This window comes from Pseudomonas azerbaijanoccidentalis, assembly GCF_019145495.1.
Taxonomy (GTDB): Bacteria; Pseudomonadota; Gammaproteobacteria; order Pseudomonadales; family Pseudomonadaceae; genus Aquipseudomonas; species Aquipseudomonas azerbaijanoccidentalis.
In genome coordinates, this window is sequence record NZ_JAHSTU010000002.1 from 652509 (window position 1) to 668851 (window position 16343).

Genomic DNA, 16343 nt, shown 5'->3' on the forward strand with positions numbered 1-16343 from the left:
GGCGGTGACGCATCATGGACAACCCTTTTCAGCTCATTACCGATGCCTTTGCAGCGGATTATCAGATCAACCTGAGCATTCAGGGTCTGGACGGCAGCATCATGCTGACTCTCTCCAACAGCGGTCGGGTCGTTGCCAAACGCATGATCAGCACCGAACAGCGCAATGACCCCGAACGCCTTAAACGGCTGGTGCAGAGCATTCAGTTCGGCATAGCCATCGAACAGGGCCACAGCGCCGTGGCCATCCTTGAATCCATGACCGATGGCGGCGCGCGCACCTTGCCGCCGCCACCCGCCAAAGGACGACATCGCCCTGCCATGGGGCTTTAAAGCTCGCCCTTCTCCACTTCCGGATGTTCACTGGAACCCGCACCGGTCTTACGGTGCGGGTTTTCTATCTTCACCGATGGGAACTGCGACGAAGCATAACGCACCACCAGAATCGCAAACGCCAGCAGCAGAATCCCGCCGCACAGGTAGATGATTCCCAGGTCGGGCGGATTGTGGTGCGACACGTTGGAAATCAGCAGACGGGTCAGCGCGGTGATCGCCACGTAGATCAGGAAGCGCACAGGCATGTGGTTGGTCTTGAAGTAAATCCCGACCATCGCCCCCAGTTCCAGGTAGATGAACAGCAGCAGGATGTCATCGATCTTGATATGCCCCTGTTCGAGCATCCCGAGAAATTCCATCACCGCCGCCCACGCGGTCACCGCACCGATGGCGAACAGCGCCAGGTAGTGAAAGGTTTCGACGAACAGGTTGCCCAGGGACTCGGCCAGTTCATGCACGTTTTGCCGCAGCTTTTCGGCCCAGTTGATTTTCACGATGATGCTTCCTTAGGTCGGCTCGACCGGATAATGCGGGTTGGACGTGACGGTTTTCTGCATGCAGAAAAAAGGCCACTCCATGATGGCGATCAGCCCTCAATCACGCGCCGTGGCGTTTGGTCGCACCTCTGGCGACCAGGACCTGACAAACCCTGAATCCGGACTACATTAAAAAGCCACTACCCAAAGCAAAGGGATTCGCTTATCCTTTTCGCTGTATATAGATACAGTAGTCGAAACCGACAACCAATGTGAAGGCATGTGAGGTGGTGAATGGCCGTCGAAGTGGTATACCGCAGCAGCCGAGATCTGGAGCGCTTGTTCATGGATAAAGCCGAAGCTGACCGTCATGACAAAATGCTCGAACTGGCCGAGTTGCTGGCTGAAGTGTTGCAAAAAGCCGTTCCGTCCCTGACCGAGCAGCAAGTGGAAGAAGCCGGGATCTACATGGCGAAGAATCGCGATGTGTTCGCCAAGGCATTCAAGAGCCAGCCGGACGCCCTGTCCGAATTGCTGACCGCGCCGGCTGAAGTCGCGCAAACAGTGGAAGCGGTTGAAGCCGAAGAACCCGCGGCACCGGCCAAACCGGCCAAGGCACCGAAAGCTGCAAAGTGACAACCGAATTGAATAGGCCCTGAGTCGAATGGCTCAGGGCCTTTTTCATTTTCAGAATCAAAAGATCGCTGCCTTCGGTAGCTCCTACTTGGGATTGCATACATCCTGTAGGAGCTGCCGAAGGCTGCGATCTATTCACCTTCTATCGATACAACACTTTCTCAGCCAATTCGTCCGCCACACGCGCCGGCGAACGTTTTTCCGCCTGAGCATGGGCAAAGACTTCGGTCAGCCGTGAACTGATCTTCGACAAATGCGCGGTGATGGTCGGCAGCTCTTCACCCCGGTGCTTGAGCGAAACGTAGATCAGGCCACCGGCATTGATCACGTAATCCGGCGCATAGAGGATGCCGCGTCGCTCCAGTTGATCGGCGACGTCCAGGTGAGTCAGTTGGTTGTTCGCCGAGCCGGCCACCGCCGAGCAGCGCAATTGCGTCACGCTGTGACTGTTGAGCACCCCGCCCAGGCCGCACGGCGCGAGAATGTCGCAAGGCGTACTCAGCAATGCATCGTTGGCAATGGGATGCGCACCCAGTTGCTCCATGGCCAACTGCACTTTGCCATGATCGATGTCACTGACCAATAGTTCGGCACCGGCGGCATGCAGTTGTTCGGCGAGGGCAAATCCGACATTGCCCAGGCCCTGGATGGCCACGCGCAAGCCTTCGAGGTTATCGCTTCCCAGACGAGCCATGGCGGTGGCGCGTATGCCGGTGAAAACGCCCATCGCCGCATGCGGCGCAGGGTCGCCTGCCGAGGTGGTGCTGGTGACGTGCTGGGTTTGTTGCGCGATGCAATCCATGTCCGCCACCGATGTGCCGCTGTCGATCGCGGTGATGTAGCGCCCGTCGAGCTGATCGATACAGCGCCCGAACGCTTCGAACAGCGCTCCACGGTTGGCAACATGCGCAGGCCGGACAATCACTGCCACGCCACCGCCCTGGGCCAGGCCGGCCAGTGCAGCCTTGTAACTCATGCCTTGAGCAAGGCGTATGGCATCCTCGACCGCGGATTCGTCGCTGGGGTAGGCAAGGTAACGACAACCGCCCAGGGCAGGCCCCAGTCGGCTGTTATGAATGGCAATGACCGCCTTCAACCCGGTGACCGGGTCGACGCTCAGATGCAGCGATTCAAGGCGAGTGCTTTGCATGAGAGCGAACATCGTAAGGCTCCCGAATCACTTCTTGTAGTCGCCAGTATAGGCTTGCGCTCAAAAATTGCAGAAGCGCACCGGAATAAGCGAGGCCGCCGTACAGTCTTTCGGAAATAACCTGTTGCCAGCTATGTAAGGCACTGGACGAATGCGGGAGACGGGGCTAAAACGAGGCATTGCCCGGAGATTTCAATGACGCCGCGCCAATCGTTTTTCGCTTGCCTGCAACGTTCACCGCCTGCCCTGTTCGAGGCGGCGTTGTGGATCTGCGCCGAACATGACAGCGAGGTTAATCCCGAGGCCGTGCTGGCAAATGTGCGAGAACTGCAACAACGGGTCAGTGGCAACTTGCCGATGCTGCCGGTGAGCGAACTGGCGCAGCCGTTGCTGCGGCGCATGAATGACCTGGGTTTTGCTCAGGACGATGCCACGCCCTTACGCCCGCACGCGGCGTTGATCGATAAAGTGCTGGAGCGCCGACGCGGGCAACCGCTGGCCTTGGGGTTGATTGCACTGGAACTGGCCAGGGGCCTGGAAATCCCGCTGGTCGGGGTGAATTTCCCCGGGCATTTCCTGCTGCGTGTACCCGGTGCCGATCACTTGCTCGATCCCTGCGGCGGCCGCCGACTTTATCCCAACGATTGCCGGGAACTGCTGCAACGCCAATACGGCCCGAACATGAAGCTCAGTGCCGATCACCTGGTAACGGCCGACCCCGTGCACATGCTGCAACGCCTGTCGCGCAACCTGCGCCAGTTGCACCTTTCCCACGACGATTTTATCGGTGCCCTGATCGATGCCGAACGCGTGCTGGAACTGGGTAACGCCAGTGCCGCTGACTACCTGGCCCGCGCCAGTCTTTATCAACGGCTGGACTGCCCCAACGCCGAGCGTTTCGATCTGGAGCATGCGTTGCTGCTCAGTGATGACCCGATCCAGCGGATCAGGCTTACGGAGCGTTTGGGGCATTTACCGCCCAATTCGGTCGTCCATTAAAAGCAAAAGATCGCAGCCTTCGACAGCTCCCACATTGAATTAGTGTAGGAGCTGCCGAAGGCTGCGATCTTTTGATCTTGTTTCTGATTTAAGGAGTGTCCGGCTGATTCGCCGGATGCGCCTTGATGAACGCCGGATGCGCTGCCGCCAACGCTGCTACTCGGCGAATCCGCGGATAAGCCTCAAGCGAAATGTTGAAACGCTCAGCGGCATACAACTGTGGAATCAGATACACATCTGCCAGCCCCGGCTGCGGACCAAAGCAGTAATCCGTATCACCGATCAACTGTTCCACCGTCGCCAACCCTTGGCCGATCCAGTGCCCGATCCACTCGACCACCTGTGGCTCATCGTGGCCCAACTGCCGTAGCTGGTTGAGCACGCTGACGTTGTGCAGCGGATGCACATCGCAGCCGATCACCGCGGCTACGCCACGCTCATGGGCACGCGCGGCGAGGTCTTTGGACAGCAACGGCACCTGTGGATAACGTTCATCCAGGTACTCGATGATTGCCGGGGACTGAATCAGCAATTCGCCCTCATCGGTGCGCAAGGCCGGCACGCGACCTTGCGGGTTGATGGCCAGATACGGCGGCTGGCGATGCTCGCCACCGGTTGGCGCGATCAGATTGACCGGTAGTGCCTGGTAGTCCAGGCCCTTCAATGCCAGGGCGATGCGCACGCGGTAAGACGAAGTCGAACGGTAGTAGGTATAGAGTTCCATGCCCCGTTCCTCTTAGCGCGCCGCCAACACTTTGCCACGGCATTCGCCGAAGCCGATAGAAGCAAAACCTTCGCGGCTGCAACGGCCACGCAGGATGATTTCGTCGCCGTCTTCGAGGAACTTGCGCACCTCGCCCGAGGCCAGTTCGATCGGTTTTTTGCCGCCCTCGGTGATTTCCAGCAAGCTGCCGAATTGACCGCTCTCCGGTCCCGACAAAGTGCCTGAACCGAACAAATCACCGGCCTGCAACTGGCAACCGTTGACGCTGTGATGCGCGACCATTTGCGCCACGGTCCAGTACATGTGTTTCGAATTGCTCAGGGTCAGTCGATGGGCCGGCAGGTTTTGCTCGCGCATGGCTTCGGTGAGCAACAGCACTTCCAGTTCGATGTCGAAACCGCCAGCGGCCTGATCGCGCGTGTCGAACAGGTACGGCAGCGGCTGCGGATCACCTTCGGGGCGCGCAGGCTGGGCGCGACGGAAAGGTGCCAGGGCTTCGGCGGTCACGACCCATGGCGAAATACTGGTGATGAAACTCTTCGACAGGAACGGTCCCAACGGCTGGTATTCCCAAGCCTGGATGTCCCGCGCCGACCAGTCATTGAGCAGGCAGAAGCCGGCGATGTGATTGGCCGCGTCACCAATGGCGATCGAGTCGCCCATTTCGTTGCCCTGGCCGATCCAGATGCCCAGCTCCAGTTCGTAGTCCAGACGGGCGCAGGGGCCGAAGGTTGGCTCGGTCTGGCCGGCCGGCAGGGTTTGGCCTTTCGGGCGGCGGACATCGGTACCGGATGGGCGAATGGTCGAAGCGCGGCCGTGATAACCAATCGGCACGTACTTGTAGTTCGGCAGCAATGGGTTGTCGGGACGAAACAGCTTGCCGACGTTTTGCGCGTGCTCGATGCCGACGTAGAAGTCGGTGTAGTCGTTGATTTTCGCCGGCAGGTGCATCTCGCAATCCGCCGCCAGTGGCAGCAGTTTTGCGCCTTGGGCTTCGATCTTGCCGTGCAGCGTGCTGCCTTCGCTCAGCAGCTCCAGCAAGCGCTCACGCAGGGCCACGCGCGCAGCGCTGCCCAGTTCGAAGAACGCGTTCAGTTGACCGCCACGGGTGGCTTCGACCGCCGTTTTCGCGGCGCCGTCGAACAAGCCCGCATCCAGCGCAGCCTCCAGATCGAAAATATGTTCACCGATGGCCACGCCGCTGCGAGGCGCTGAGCCGCTGACGCTGAACACGCCCAGCGGCAGGTTCTGCAGAGGGAAATCAGCATGACCGTTGGCGGAAGCAACCCAGCTGCGAGTAATGGAAGTCTGCGTCATGGGTTATCTCCGGGTTGGGTCGAAAGTGGCGGGCAACGTAGCCCAGCAAGCGTCGTAAGTGGATTGCAGCTGCGGGCAATCGAGGGCGAAATGGCTCGGGCGCAGCACTTGGCTGGTCTCGAACATGAAGGCCATGGTGTTATCGATTTTCACTGGTTTGAGATCGGCATTGATCGCTTTGGTGCAGGTTTCACCATCCGGTCCGTGGGCGCTCATGCAGCTGTGCAACGACGCGCCACCGGGCACAAAGCCCTCGGCCTTGGCGTCGTATTCGCCCTGGATCAGCCCCATGAACTCATTCATCAGGTTGCGGTGGAACCACGGTGGACGGAAGGTGTTTTCGGCGACCATCCAGCGGGGCGGGAAGATCACGAAATCGAGGTTGGCCAGGCCATGGACACTGGTCGGCGAGGTCAACACGGTGAAGATCGACGGGTCCGGGTGATCGAAGCTGACCGTGCCGATGGTGTTGAAACGGCGCAGGTCATATTTGTACGGCACGTTGTTGCCATGCCAGGCCACGACGTTCAGCGGCGAATGATTGAGTTCGCACGCCCACAACTGACCGAGGAACTTCTGCACCAGCGTGGTCGGTTGTTGCAGGTTTTCGTAGGCGGCCACCGGGGTCAGAAAATCTCGCGGGTTGGCCAGGCCATTACTGCCGATTGGCCCCAAGTCCGGCAGACGCAATGGCGCACCGTGGTTTTCGGCGATGTAGCCGCGGGCCTGCGGATCGAGCAGCTCGACGCGGAATTTCAAACCCCGTGGCAGCACGGCAATTTCCAACGGCGCCACTTCCAGCACGCCGAGTTCAGTGGCAATACGCAGACGCCCCAGCTGCGGCACCAATAGCATTTCACCGTCGGCATTGAACAACACGCGCTCCATGGAGCGGTTGGCGCGGTAGCTGTAGATGCTGATCCCGGCCGGTTTTTCCGCAGCGGCGTTCGCCGCCATGCTCACCAGCCCGTCAATGAAATCGGTCGGTTCAGCGGGGATGTCCAGCGGATTCCAGCGCAGGCGATTGGGCGTCACTTCACCCAACGGTCCACCGGCGAGTTGCCGATCAAGTTTGACGAATGCCGGGTGATTGGCCGATGGCTGAATGCGGTACATCCAGGTACGCCGCGCTTCGCTGCGGGCCATGGTGAATGCGGTGCCGGAGAACAGCTCGGTATAGAGACCGTAAGGAGCTTTTTGCGGGGCGTTCTGGCCGACCGGTAATGCACCGGGTAGCGCTTCGCTGCTGAATTCGTTACCGAAGCCTGACTGATAAGCCAACGCCGGGGCGGTTGAATCGGGGTTCATGGAACCTCCTGAACGGGAGTCGACGGTGCTCATTTGCTCTGTTGAAGCGCTCGTGGCACGTCGGGGTTATTTTTATCGTAATTCAATTACGCATAACGTAATTTGATTGGTATTGACCGTCAAGCTATAAAGACGCCCATTCATCCCCGGATCCCAGCGCCACCATGGAAAAGCCCACCAGCGACAGTAACGGTAAACAGAAAGTCCGCTCCGCCGAGGTGGGGACCGACATCCTCAAGGCGCTGGCCGAACTGTCCCCCTCGACCTCACTCTCGCGCCTGGCCGAACACGTGCAAATGCCCGCAAGCAAGGTGCACCGCTATTTGCAGGCGCTGATCGCCAGTGGTTTTGCCGAACAGAATGCCGCCACCAACCACTACGGCCTGGGCCGTGAGGCCTTGCGCGTTGGCCTGGCGGCACTCAACAGTATGGACGTGCTGAATGTCGCCGCCCTGCCATTGGCCGAGTTGCGCGATGACTTGAACGAAACCTGCTTTTTGGCGGTGTGGGGTAATCAAGGTGCGACCGTGGTGCGCATCGAACCCGCGGTGCGGGCAGTCACGGTGGTGACGCAGTTGGGTTCAGTGTTGCCACTGCTTAGCTCTTCGACTGGCCTGGTTTTTGGCGCCTACCTGCCCAAGCGCGAAACCGTGGAACTGCGTGACCGCGAGTTACAGGAGCAGGCCAATCACGCGCTGGCAGACGATCGGGCTTATGCCTTGATGTGCGAGCAGATCCGCGCGCGCGGTCTGCATCATGTGCATGGCTTGTTGATGCCCGGCGTGGATGCCTTGTCGGCACCGGTATTGAACGCGATGGGCAATGTCGTGGCCGTGTTGACCGTGGTCGGCCCGACGTCGTTGTTTCATGCCGACGAAAATGGCCCGGCGGCGCAGCGCTTGTTATCCGCAAGCCGTGCCGTCAGTTGGCGAATGGGTTATGAGCCCGAGATACCCACTGCTTGAAAAACAGTTGTGCCTGCACCCGCACCCGTAGGGGTGATTAGATTCATTACTCCCGGGAAATGAGTCCCAGCTTTTTCGCAATGGCTACTGCTTGAGTGCGACGTTCTACGCCTAGCTTGCTATGAATTCGCCGTGCATGGGTTTTCACAGTATGCAGTGAGATAAACAACTGCTCGGCAATTTGCTGATTGGAGTTGCCTTGGGCAATCAGGCCCAGCACTTCGAGTTCACGACCGCTGAGGGGACTGGCGTCGATAGTCGTCGCAGACTCATCATCCACGCCGTAACGGCTGAGCAATGTCGGCTGACGCAACCGCAGTTCGTGCAAAGCCTGTTGCTGCTGTGCACGCCCCACCAGCTCCAGACCCGCCCGCAATGCCGACTTCGCCAACTCGGTCTCACCGATGAGGTCCGCCACTTCGCAGATAGCCAACTGCAACTCTGTTTCCAGCGCCAGCATCGCGTGTTGCTGAGCGTGATCGAGCAAGGTGTTGAGCCGCTCCAGTGGCTGTTGCGCCTCCTGCAAGCGGGTTTGGGCAAGCACCAGTAAGTACTCGACACGGACAATCAGCATCACGGTAGCCGGAGGTGCCTGACGTGAATGCGGCCCGCGGTAGTGGCGCAGCACGCGGGTCAACGCTTCGCAGGCCAATTGCGGCCGCCCCTGCTGCAACCAGAAATGACTGCTGATTTGCAGCAACACACCCCGATAAACCGTATCGGGAATCTGCCGCTGTTGCATCAATCGCTCGGCCTCGCGCAGACGATCGAAGGCGTGGGCGTAATCGCGCTGATTGGCGGCCAGTTGCGCCTGACCGAGAAACCCATACAACGCTCGCTTGTCCTGACTGTGCAGACAGTCCTGCAAACCGGACTGGAAGAATTCGCCAGCCTCTTCGTCCTGCCCCTGACAAAGCGCCAGCCGCCCACGCTGCAAGGCAATTCTTCCCAGTAACGACGTCGGGCGATCAGCCTGGCGGCTCAACATGTCGTGGATATCGGCCAACAGGCTCTCGGCGCGTCGGGGTGCACCGCGCTGCTCCAACAATTGTGCATGATCGAGTTCAAGCAGGCCTTCAAACAGCAGCGAACCTTGCGCACGCGCCAGGCACAACGCTTCACGATTGAAGGCCTGTGCCGCATCGAGTTCGGCGGTGAGCAGGGCTTGTTGGGTCAACCCCGACAGGCACAACAGCCGAGCAGACCAGGCCTCTGGGGCCAACGCTGCCAACGCGTCGAGAAAGTGCTCACGCGCCGCATCCATGCGGCCCAGCAAATGCAGAAGCCAGCCTTGTTGCGCCTGCCAGCGTGCCAGCAATTGCCGTTGTAGCGTGGCGGTCGGCTGCGGAGCAAAGCGCACCAGTTGCCCAATGCATTCGGCAGCCTGGTCGAAGCGCCCGGCGAACAGCAATGCCGCGGTGATCAGCCCCACCAACTGCGGCGAACCGAGAGTCAACCCTTCGCCTTGTCGCTCATGTAGATTCAACAACAAACGCACATTTTCCCGACGGAACAAATGCTCCAGGCTGAAGTGCTGCAACAAACTGACCGCGACCTCGAACTCTTCGGCCAGCAGCGCTTGTTCGAACGCACCCTGCCAGTCCTCCTCGGCGCAAAACCACTGGCACGCCCGCCGGTGCCAGGCACGCCCCGCTGAACTTCGCTCATCGCCCATGGCCCGGGCCAGAGGTACAAAAACCCGCAGCCATTCAGTGGAGTCCTCCCACGGCTCGATGAAACAGCCCATGTCCTGCAGGGCATGCAACCACTGCGCACCTTCGCCGGCACCGAACAAATGTTCACAGAGACTGGCGTTGAATCGCGGCAAATGCGCCAGTACCTGCCACGCTTCAATCAGCTCGGGCGCCAGCGTGCTGAACAACTCGTGGTGCAAATAGTCGAGCAGCGTCGCCGAGCGCTCCTGTTTGTTCTGCTCGGCTGCCCACTGGCAACCGCCCAGCAAAGCGATGCGCACACCGGCACACCAGCCATCGCTGCGCTGGATAATTCGGCGAGCTGTGTTCGTCGCCTGTACCGGCTCGACATGACTGAGAAAATGCCGGACTTCGCCTTCGGTAAACGCCAGCGCGCGTGCCTCGCATTCATACAGCTCATCATCGAGTAACAGCCGTGGCCAGTTGCAGGGTGGACGTCGGCGCGAGGCCAGCCACCAATTCAACATGGGGCTTCTGACAGCCAGTAAACGATCAAGGAAACGATCGAGCTCGGGATTGGCAACACGGCAATAATCGTCGACAAACAGCCAGGTCGGCGTCGGTAACCGGGTCAGATGCACCAGCAGCTCAGACTCATCCGTCGAATCCAGCCCCAGCGCTTGCGCCAGGCGCTGCACAAAAGCGCCGACGCTCAAGGACTCACCCGCCATCGGCAACCAGCACACCCGACAGTCCATCGGCGCCCGCAACAGGCATTCGGTGAGCAGCGCACTTTTGCCGCTGCCGGCTGGTGCACAGAGCAATTTCACCCGCGCCGTCGAGGCCAGCAACGGCTCGACCAAACGCTCGCGCGCCAAGTGATGGGAAGACAAGCGAGGCAGAAATCCAGGACGGTCCAGACACAACGTCATGGCAGTCATAGTGGTGCGCCTTTTATAGTTGTGGCGCCACCCTAGCCCCCTCTCGAGCGCTTGTTGAAGAAGTATTCAGCACACTGATTTGCAGCCATAAAAAAGGTGACTGCGAGGTCACCTTTTTGCGTAGGAGGCTGTAGGACGATTACCTAACACCCGTACTCCTGAGGGCTGCCGGCGTGTAGTCCCCGGCTTTTGCCGCGATGTTGAATTCGAAGCTGCGCTTCTCCTCGTTCTTCATTCCGAGGGCAATGTAACGACCGGCAATCAGGTCATACAGTGCTTCGACGGTATAGGCCGGCACCTGATGATCGTAGTAGAACTGCGCATGCCCTTCGGCCACCCGCCACAGTTGACCACGGCCGTCGTAGTGATCAGCCAGCGCCACCTGCCAGGTGTCTTCGTCGATGTACATATGGCGCTTGGCGTAGACGTGCCGTTCGTTAGGCTTGACCGTGGCCACCACTTCCCAGACCCGGTGCAACTCGTAGCGGGTGAGGTCTTGATTGATGTGCCCGGCCTTGATCACGTCGGTGTATTTCAGATCAGGTGAATCGAGCTTGTAGCTGTTGTACGGGATGTACATTTCCTTCTTGCCGACCAGTTTCCAGTCGTAGCGATCCGGCGCGCCGGAAAACATGTCGAAGTTGTCGGTGGTGCGCAAGCCGTCGGACGACGTACCCACGCCGTCATACGCCACTTGCGGTGCGCGCCGTACACGACGCTGGCCGGCATTGTAGATCCAGGCCTTGCGCGGTTCCTGGACCTGGTCGAGCGTCTCGTGAACCAGCAGCACGTTACCCGCCAGCCGCGCCGGTGCCGTGACTTCCTGTTTGAAATAGTTGAGTACGTTCTCATCGCTGCCCGGTTTCAAGTCACCCAGCAGCGACGGCACGGCCACTTCGTCCTTGAATCGAATGACCGTGAAGTCGCCGTTGGATTGCGGCGTCGCCTGGGTAATGGTGCGACGCAAATTACCGCCGTGGTAACGGGTGATGTGGTTCCAGATCACCTCGACACCGTTCTTCGGAATCGGAAACGCGTAGTAGCGATTGCCGGTGAAGTTGGCCAGGCCGTTGCCGTCGTTGGTCGGTGTGACGTTCAACGCGCTGCGCTTGGCCGCCTCATTGACTTCCGGCGGCAGGGCCGCCGTGCGGTGGCTCGGATAGACCGGGATCCTGTAGGTTTCCGGGTAGCGCTTGAACATCGCTACCTGCCCGTCAGACAGCTTGTCCTTGTACTTGTCGACCGTTGCCGCGGTAATGATGAACAGCGGCTTTTCATTGGCAAACGGATCGGCAAGGAACCCCTTGCTGTCCACCGCCCCGGCATTCTTCGGGATGCCGCCGGTCCACGGTGGAATCGAGCCGTCGGCATTGCCGGCCTTCTCGCCGCCCAGCGGGGTGAGCGTGGTGCCGAGCTTGTTGGCTTCTTCGGCCGACACCGCTGCCATCACGTTGACGGCCAGCAGACTCAGGGCCAGCGCGGAACCGATTTGCAGAATCATCTTGCGCATTGAATTCATCCTTTTCAGCCAGATCAGAAGTTCACGCCAAAGCTCAACGCCACGAAGTCGCGGTCTTCGAGCACGTTGTAGTCACCGCCGAAGAAATCGGTGTAACTGAGGCTTGCGGTGTAGGTGTTGCGGTAGTCCGCATCAACGCCGAGGCTGACGGCCTTGGCACCTTCGTTGAACAACCCGTTGGGGCCATAGCCTGCGACGTCGTGGGACCACGACAGGTTGGGTTTGAAGTTGATCCCGGCGATGACGTTGTTGTAATCGAGGATCGCCCTGGCTCGATAGCCCCATGAGGTCGAGGTCACGAAACCGTCAGTGTCGCCACCGAAACCGTACTGCCCGTAAACCGAATCGCGGCCATAACGCAGCTTGCTGCGTGACTCCAGGCCACCGACCCTCACCACCGCCGCCTCGCCCACCAGCGTCAGGCGATCGGCACCGGCGATTTGATCGATGAAGTGCGTCAGGGTGCTCTGGATCTGCGTCACTTCCTTGCGGCGATAGCCTTTGTTGTCGGCGCCGGGCGAGGTGGTGATGGGCGATGCCGTGCCACCGGCGATGGGATTGAGCATCGCCAGGGTCAGGTCGTTGGTGTTGACCTGCACCGGCAGATTCGGCCGATAGCTGATCTCGCCGGACCATGCCGTGCCGGTGGACAACGTGGTGGCGAAACTCGCGCCGTATAAGCGAATGTCTTCCGGGTACTCAAGGTAATACTGACCGCGACCAAGCATCACACTCTGCGCCAGCCCCGCTCCACTGCCGGGAGCAATGCCGTTGGCCGTGGCAACGATTCGCGGAATGCTCGCCAGTGTCGCAAGGCCCGCCGTGGTCGTACCGACGTTCGGTGTGCGACTGTGGTAGTTCATGGCGTACAGTCCGTACTCGGTATCATCGCCGAGCCAGCGTAACGCCGTGCCCCACTGCCCGGAATCGCGGGCGTCACGGTCGCCGCCACGGGGAACGACCACGCCTTCGCTGGTCACCTCGAAGCCTTGGCCAAACGCTGCGGCAACCGGTTGCAACGGCGCAATCGCCGGACTGGCAACCGTGTAGCCCTTGTTGCAACCGTCCGCCACCACGTCGACCCCGAAGAAGGTGCCGCAGTTGTCGACGACGGTCTGGTCCCACTCCAGTTGGTAGAAGCCTTCCACCGTCAACTTGTCCGTCAGGCCCTGGGAGGCAAAAAGCATATTGACCGGTATCAGCCCTTCCTTGATCTCGGCGCCCGGGCGTCGAAACGCGGAAACGTCGACCGGGTTGATGCTGTTGATCGAGTTGCCGATGAAGGTACTTTCACCCCAACTGACCACCTGCTTGCCGGCGCGCACGGTGCCCGGTAAATCAGCGATGGAGTAGTTGTGATAAACGAAGGCATCGAGGATCTGCCCACCGGATGACTTGGAACCCTCTTTGCGATTGTGATCGCTGATCGGCTTGAACGGCCGGTCTTCGTCCTTGAGCTCAAAGTCGTACCAGTACTTGCCGCGAACGAACACGCCGGTATCGCCATACTTCAATTCAAGGTCGTGAATGCCCTTGAAGATCTTCGAGAAGGTTTCGCCCTTCTTGAAATTCAGCCGCCCGTCATCACCGGTCGACGCCTGCCCGCTACCGCCATTGACCGTGCCCACCAGGGCATCGTCTGCATCGCGCATGCCCCAACTCGCGCCGACCGACAGCGAAGAGTCGAACGTGCCTTCGATTTCCCCGATGTTGAATGAAACAGCCTGCGCCTGGACACAACAGCCCATGGCAACCGCAGCAGCCAGTGCCTGCGGTGTGAAGATGGCGCGCATTGTTGTTTTTGTCATGCGTCTTCCCCGGTGAGTGACAGAAGGCCTCACCCTACTGCCCGTCACCCGGGGAGATAAGCGCACCAAGGAGGTATTCGTGATGTACCTCTAAAGGATGACTGGCGCTGTGGCACGCGGGATTGCGCCAGATATGGATGAGTCCGATTGCGGGGTATCAGCAGAACGCATGGACCGATAAACACACCCCCTTGTAGCAGCTGCCGAAGGCTGCGTTCGGCTGCGAAGCAGTCGCTTTGCCAGATTCTCCAGAAGTATCGAAGCCGAATGATTTGACGACTGCTACGCAGCCGAACGCAGCCTGCGGCAGCTGCTACAGTTAGAAAGCGCAGCAGGTGTCCGACTGTTGCGCGCCCCGTAACAGTGCATGTCGGGAATCGGTATTTTTCGTTTGCCGGCAAAGCCTTACTCTTGCCGGGCTTTCCGGAAAACACGCGCAAAGCACGAAGCAACGCCAAGTGATCCCGCCCTTGCCGCTTGCGACAGATTTCAGAGGAGTCGAACGTTTCGATTCATCGCCCCGAGTACACCGACGTTGATTTGTAGCTCCTGGATCCAACGTCTTGTTTGGCCGCTGCGATTGCAGCGGCCTTTTTTTGGGCGATATTTTTTGCGTCGGTCTGCTTCACCTGATGTTTAAAAAAGGTCCTACAGGACACTTCCTGCAATGCATAAGAATTACCTTTTTTACGCAGAGGTCAATCTCGACTTTATTCCCATCCAAGCGAAACACCTCTCATACTTTCACGCAAAAGACCACACAATCCTCAGATCCACCGCCACTATTCTCGCGGTAACTTTTGATAGCACGAAAACACAATAGAAAAACTCAACTTTTAAATAGCGTGCAAATTCACAAGGATATGAATATGCAAAAATCACTTGGACCACCACCTCCCAACTCATCAAGGCCGGGTTATCTGGAACTAGATGGATACATCGACATAAGAGGCATTTGGTTGGGACCAGCCTCGCAAGGTAATGGTGCGGTGATTCCCAATCAAATTGCGGATAAACTCAGAGGACGAGACTTTCCAAATAGATCATTTAGAGAGGCACTCTGGACAGCTGCTGCTAACGCCCCTGAATTATCCAAACAATTTAGCGCCAACAACATCGAGGAAATGAAACACGGAAGGGCCCCTTTTTCACGTAAAAACGATAGAGTGGGTGGTCAAGTAAAGTTAGAGATGCATCATGTGAATCACAGTTCTAAAGGCGGTGAGGTCTACGATATCGACAACATTCGAGTTGTCACTCCAAAACGACACTCCGAGCTACACAAAGGAGGAAAACAATATGAGCAACTCCAATATCTCCAACTATGTCGAAAGCGAATTCCTTGAATTCCTTACTACAATCTGTGAATCGAAGTTTGCGACTGAAAAAGAACAAATAGATGCAGTACTTTTATTTGAAGAGCTGACGGAGCATCCAGACGGATCTGACTTAATCTATTACGCCGACTCAGATGAAGACTCAACACCCGAAGCCATCATTAAAAAAGTTTCCGCTTGGCGGGTTTCCAACGGAAAACCAGGTTTCAAAGAAGAAAAATAAAATAATGGAGAAGGTATCCATACCTGCTCCATTAATATTAAATCGCATACTTCTGCAAATTCCCCATCATCTCTTTCAACGCTTCAATATTGTCCTTCGGATGCGCCGCCCCTTCGAAATCGCAGATTTGCTGCCAATGCGCGGCTACGTCTTCAGGGGAGAAACCAACTCGTGGGTCGAATCCGGCGCCGAGGCTGCGTTCCCAGCGCACTTTGCCCATCCAGCCGCCGCCGACTTCAAACAGGCCGGAGGTTTCCTGGCAGTTTTCGCTGGCCAGGTACACCACCAGCGGGCTGACCAGTTCCGGTTTGAGTTGTTCGAACACTTGCGGCGGGATCAGGCCTTCGGTCATGCGGGTGCCGCCGGTGGGGGCGATGGCGTTGACCAGGATGTTGTTCTTGCGACCTTCGATGGCCAGGGTGCGGGTCAGGCCATAGAGGCCGAGTTTGGCCATGCCGTAGTTGGACTGGCCGAAGTTGCCGTAGATGCCCGAGGTGGACGCGGTGAAGATCACCCGGCCGTAGTTTTGTTCGCGCATGTGTGGCCACGCGGCGCGGGTCACCTTGTAGGCGCCTTCGACGTGGACGCGGTAAACCAGGTCCCAATCGGCGTCGTCCATTTTGTGGAAGGTCTTGTCGCGCAGGATTCCGGCGTTGTTGACCACTACGTCGACGCGGCCGAAGGCATCGAGGGCGTGCTGGACCAGTTTGTCGCCGTCAGTGACCGAGTCGTGGTTGGCCACGGCAGTGCCACCGGCCTCACGAATTTCCGCCACCACGCGATCAGCAGCCGAGGCATTCGCGCCTTCGCCCTGGGCCGAACCGCCGAGGTCATTGACCAGCACTTTCGCGCCCTGTTTGGCGAACAGCAATGCGTGCGCCCGTCCCAGGCCGCCACCCGCACCGGTGATGATCACGACTTTATCTTCGAAGCGCACAGACTCATTCATG

Annotated in this window: 14 protein-coding genes and 1 pseudogene; 6 read left to right on the top strand and 9 right to left on the bottom strand. The window is 58.8% G+C overall.

Translation table 11 applies throughout. From position 1 onward, the window contains the following. Positions 1–14: 14 nt before the first annotated feature. Positions 15–332 (top strand): DUF3509 domain-containing protein, encoded by a 318-nt coding sequence (locus KVG88_RS09530; protein ID WP_150703683.1) that lies wholly within the window; start codon positions 15–17, stop codon positions 330–332. Here KVG88_RS09530 and KVG88_RS09535 read toward each other — a convergent pair. Further along, a complete protein-coding gene (locus tag KVG88_RS09535) occupies positions 329–829 on the bottom strand; it encodes a phosphate-starvation-inducible protein PsiE (RefSeq protein ID WP_150703682.1) in 501 nt (166 codons plus the stop codon). The genes KVG88_RS09530 and KVG88_RS09535 overlap by 4 nt on opposite strands. Before the next feature lie 276 nt (positions 830–1105). Between KVG88_RS09535 and KVG88_RS09540 the strand changes: the two are divergent. After that, positions 1106–1345 (top strand): annotated as a pseudogene (locus KVG88_RS09540) (YebG family protein); the annotation flags it as partial. A 244-nt stretch (positions 1346–1589) separates the two neighbouring features. Here KVG88_RS09540 and KVG88_RS09545 read toward each other — a convergent pair. Continuing rightward, positions 1590–2609, bottom strand: coding sequence for a Glu/Leu/Phe/Val dehydrogenase family protein (locus KVG88_RS09545; RefSeq protein WP_150703680.1), 1020 nt, complete (start codon positions 2607–2609; stop codon positions 1590–1592). 183 nt (positions 2610–2792) lie between these two features. Between KVG88_RS09545 and KVG88_RS09550 the strand changes: the two genes are divergently transcribed. After that, on the top strand, positions 2793–3596 hold the full coding sequence (locus tag KVG88_RS09550; RefSeq protein WP_150703679.1) for a SirB1 family protein: 804 nt from the start codon (positions 2793–2795) through the stop codon (positions 3594–3596). An 88-nt stretch (positions 3597–3684) separates the two neighbouring features. Here KVG88_RS09550 and maiA read toward each other — a convergent pair whose 3' ends face one another. Genes maiA through hmgA form a run of 3 tightly spaced genes read right to left on the bottom strand, consistent with a single transcriptional unit; the run spans position 3685 to position 6945 of the window. After that, complete coding sequence (maiA, locus tag KVG88_RS09555) at positions 3685–4320, bottom strand: maleylacetoacetate isomerase (protein ID WP_217871191.1); 636 nt, start codon at positions 4318–4320, stop codon at positions 3685–3687. 12 nt (positions 4321–4332) lie between these two features. After that, on the bottom strand, positions 4333–5637 hold the full coding sequence (gene fahA / locus KVG88_RS09560) for a fumarylacetoacetase (RefSeq protein WP_217871192.1): 1305 nt from the start codon (positions 5635–5637) through the stop codon (positions 4333–4335). A gap of 3 nt (positions 5638–5640) precedes the next feature. Then, on the bottom strand, positions 5641–6945 hold the full coding sequence (gene hmgA / locus KVG88_RS09565; RefSeq protein ID WP_217871193.1) for a homogentisate 1,2-dioxygenase: 1305 nt from the start codon (positions 6943–6945) through the stop codon (positions 5641–5643). Between the two features lie 164 nt (positions 6946–7109). Between hmgA and KVG88_RS09570 the strand changes: the two genes are divergently transcribed. After that, positions 7110–7910, top strand: a complete 801-nt coding sequence (locus tag KVG88_RS09570; RefSeq protein ID WP_150703675.1) for an IclR family transcriptional regulator — start codon at positions 7110–7112, stop codon at positions 7908–7910. Between the two features lie 46 nt (positions 7911–7956). On the opposite strand, the gene KVG88_RS09575 is transcribed toward KVG88_RS09570, so the two are convergent. The 3 genes from KVG88_RS09575 to KVG88_RS09585 form a co-directional block, all read right to left on the bottom strand. Further along, positions 7957–10506: a LuxR C-terminal-related transcriptional regulator gene (locus KVG88_RS09575; protein ID WP_217871194.1), complete on the bottom strand. Its 2550-nt coding sequence runs from the start codon at positions 10504–10506 to the stop codon at positions 7957–7959. Positions 10507–10645: 139 nt separating this feature from the next. After that, entirely contained in the window at positions 10646–12016 is a 1371-nt protein-coding gene (locus tag KVG88_RS09580; RefSeq protein WP_217871195.1) for a DUF1329 domain-containing protein, read from the bottom strand. A 23-nt stretch (positions 12017–12039) separates the two neighbouring features. After that, the gene (locus KVG88_RS09585) at positions 12040–13833 is read right to left on the bottom strand and encodes a DUF1302 domain-containing protein (protein ID WP_150703672.1); all 1794 of its coding nucleotides are present in this window, start codon (positions 13831–13833) and stop codon (positions 12040–12042) included. An 869-nt stretch (positions 13834–14702) separates the two neighbouring features. Here KVG88_RS09585 and KVG88_RS09590 point away from each other — a divergent pair. Next, positions 14703–15179 carry an HNH endonuclease signature motif containing protein gene (locus tag KVG88_RS09590; protein WP_217871196.1) on the top strand — a complete coding sequence of 159 codons (477 nt, stop codon included), beginning with the start codon at positions 14703–14705 and terminating at the stop codon, positions 15177–15179. After that, positions 15133–15393 (top strand): bacteriocin immunity protein, encoded by a 261-nt coding sequence (locus tag KVG88_RS09595; protein WP_217871197.1) that lies wholly within the window; start codon positions 15133–15135, stop codon positions 15391–15393. Before KVG88_RS09590 ends, KVG88_RS09595 begins: the two co-directional genes overlap by 47 nt. Positions 15394–15430: 37 nt before the next feature. On the opposite strand, the gene KVG88_RS09600 is transcribed toward KVG88_RS09595, so the two are convergent. Further along, positions 15431–16342, bottom strand: coding sequence for an SDR family oxidoreductase (locus KVG88_RS09600; protein ID WP_217871198.1), 912 nt, complete (start codon positions 16340–16342; stop codon positions 15431–15433). Position 16343 lies beyond the last annotated feature (1 nt).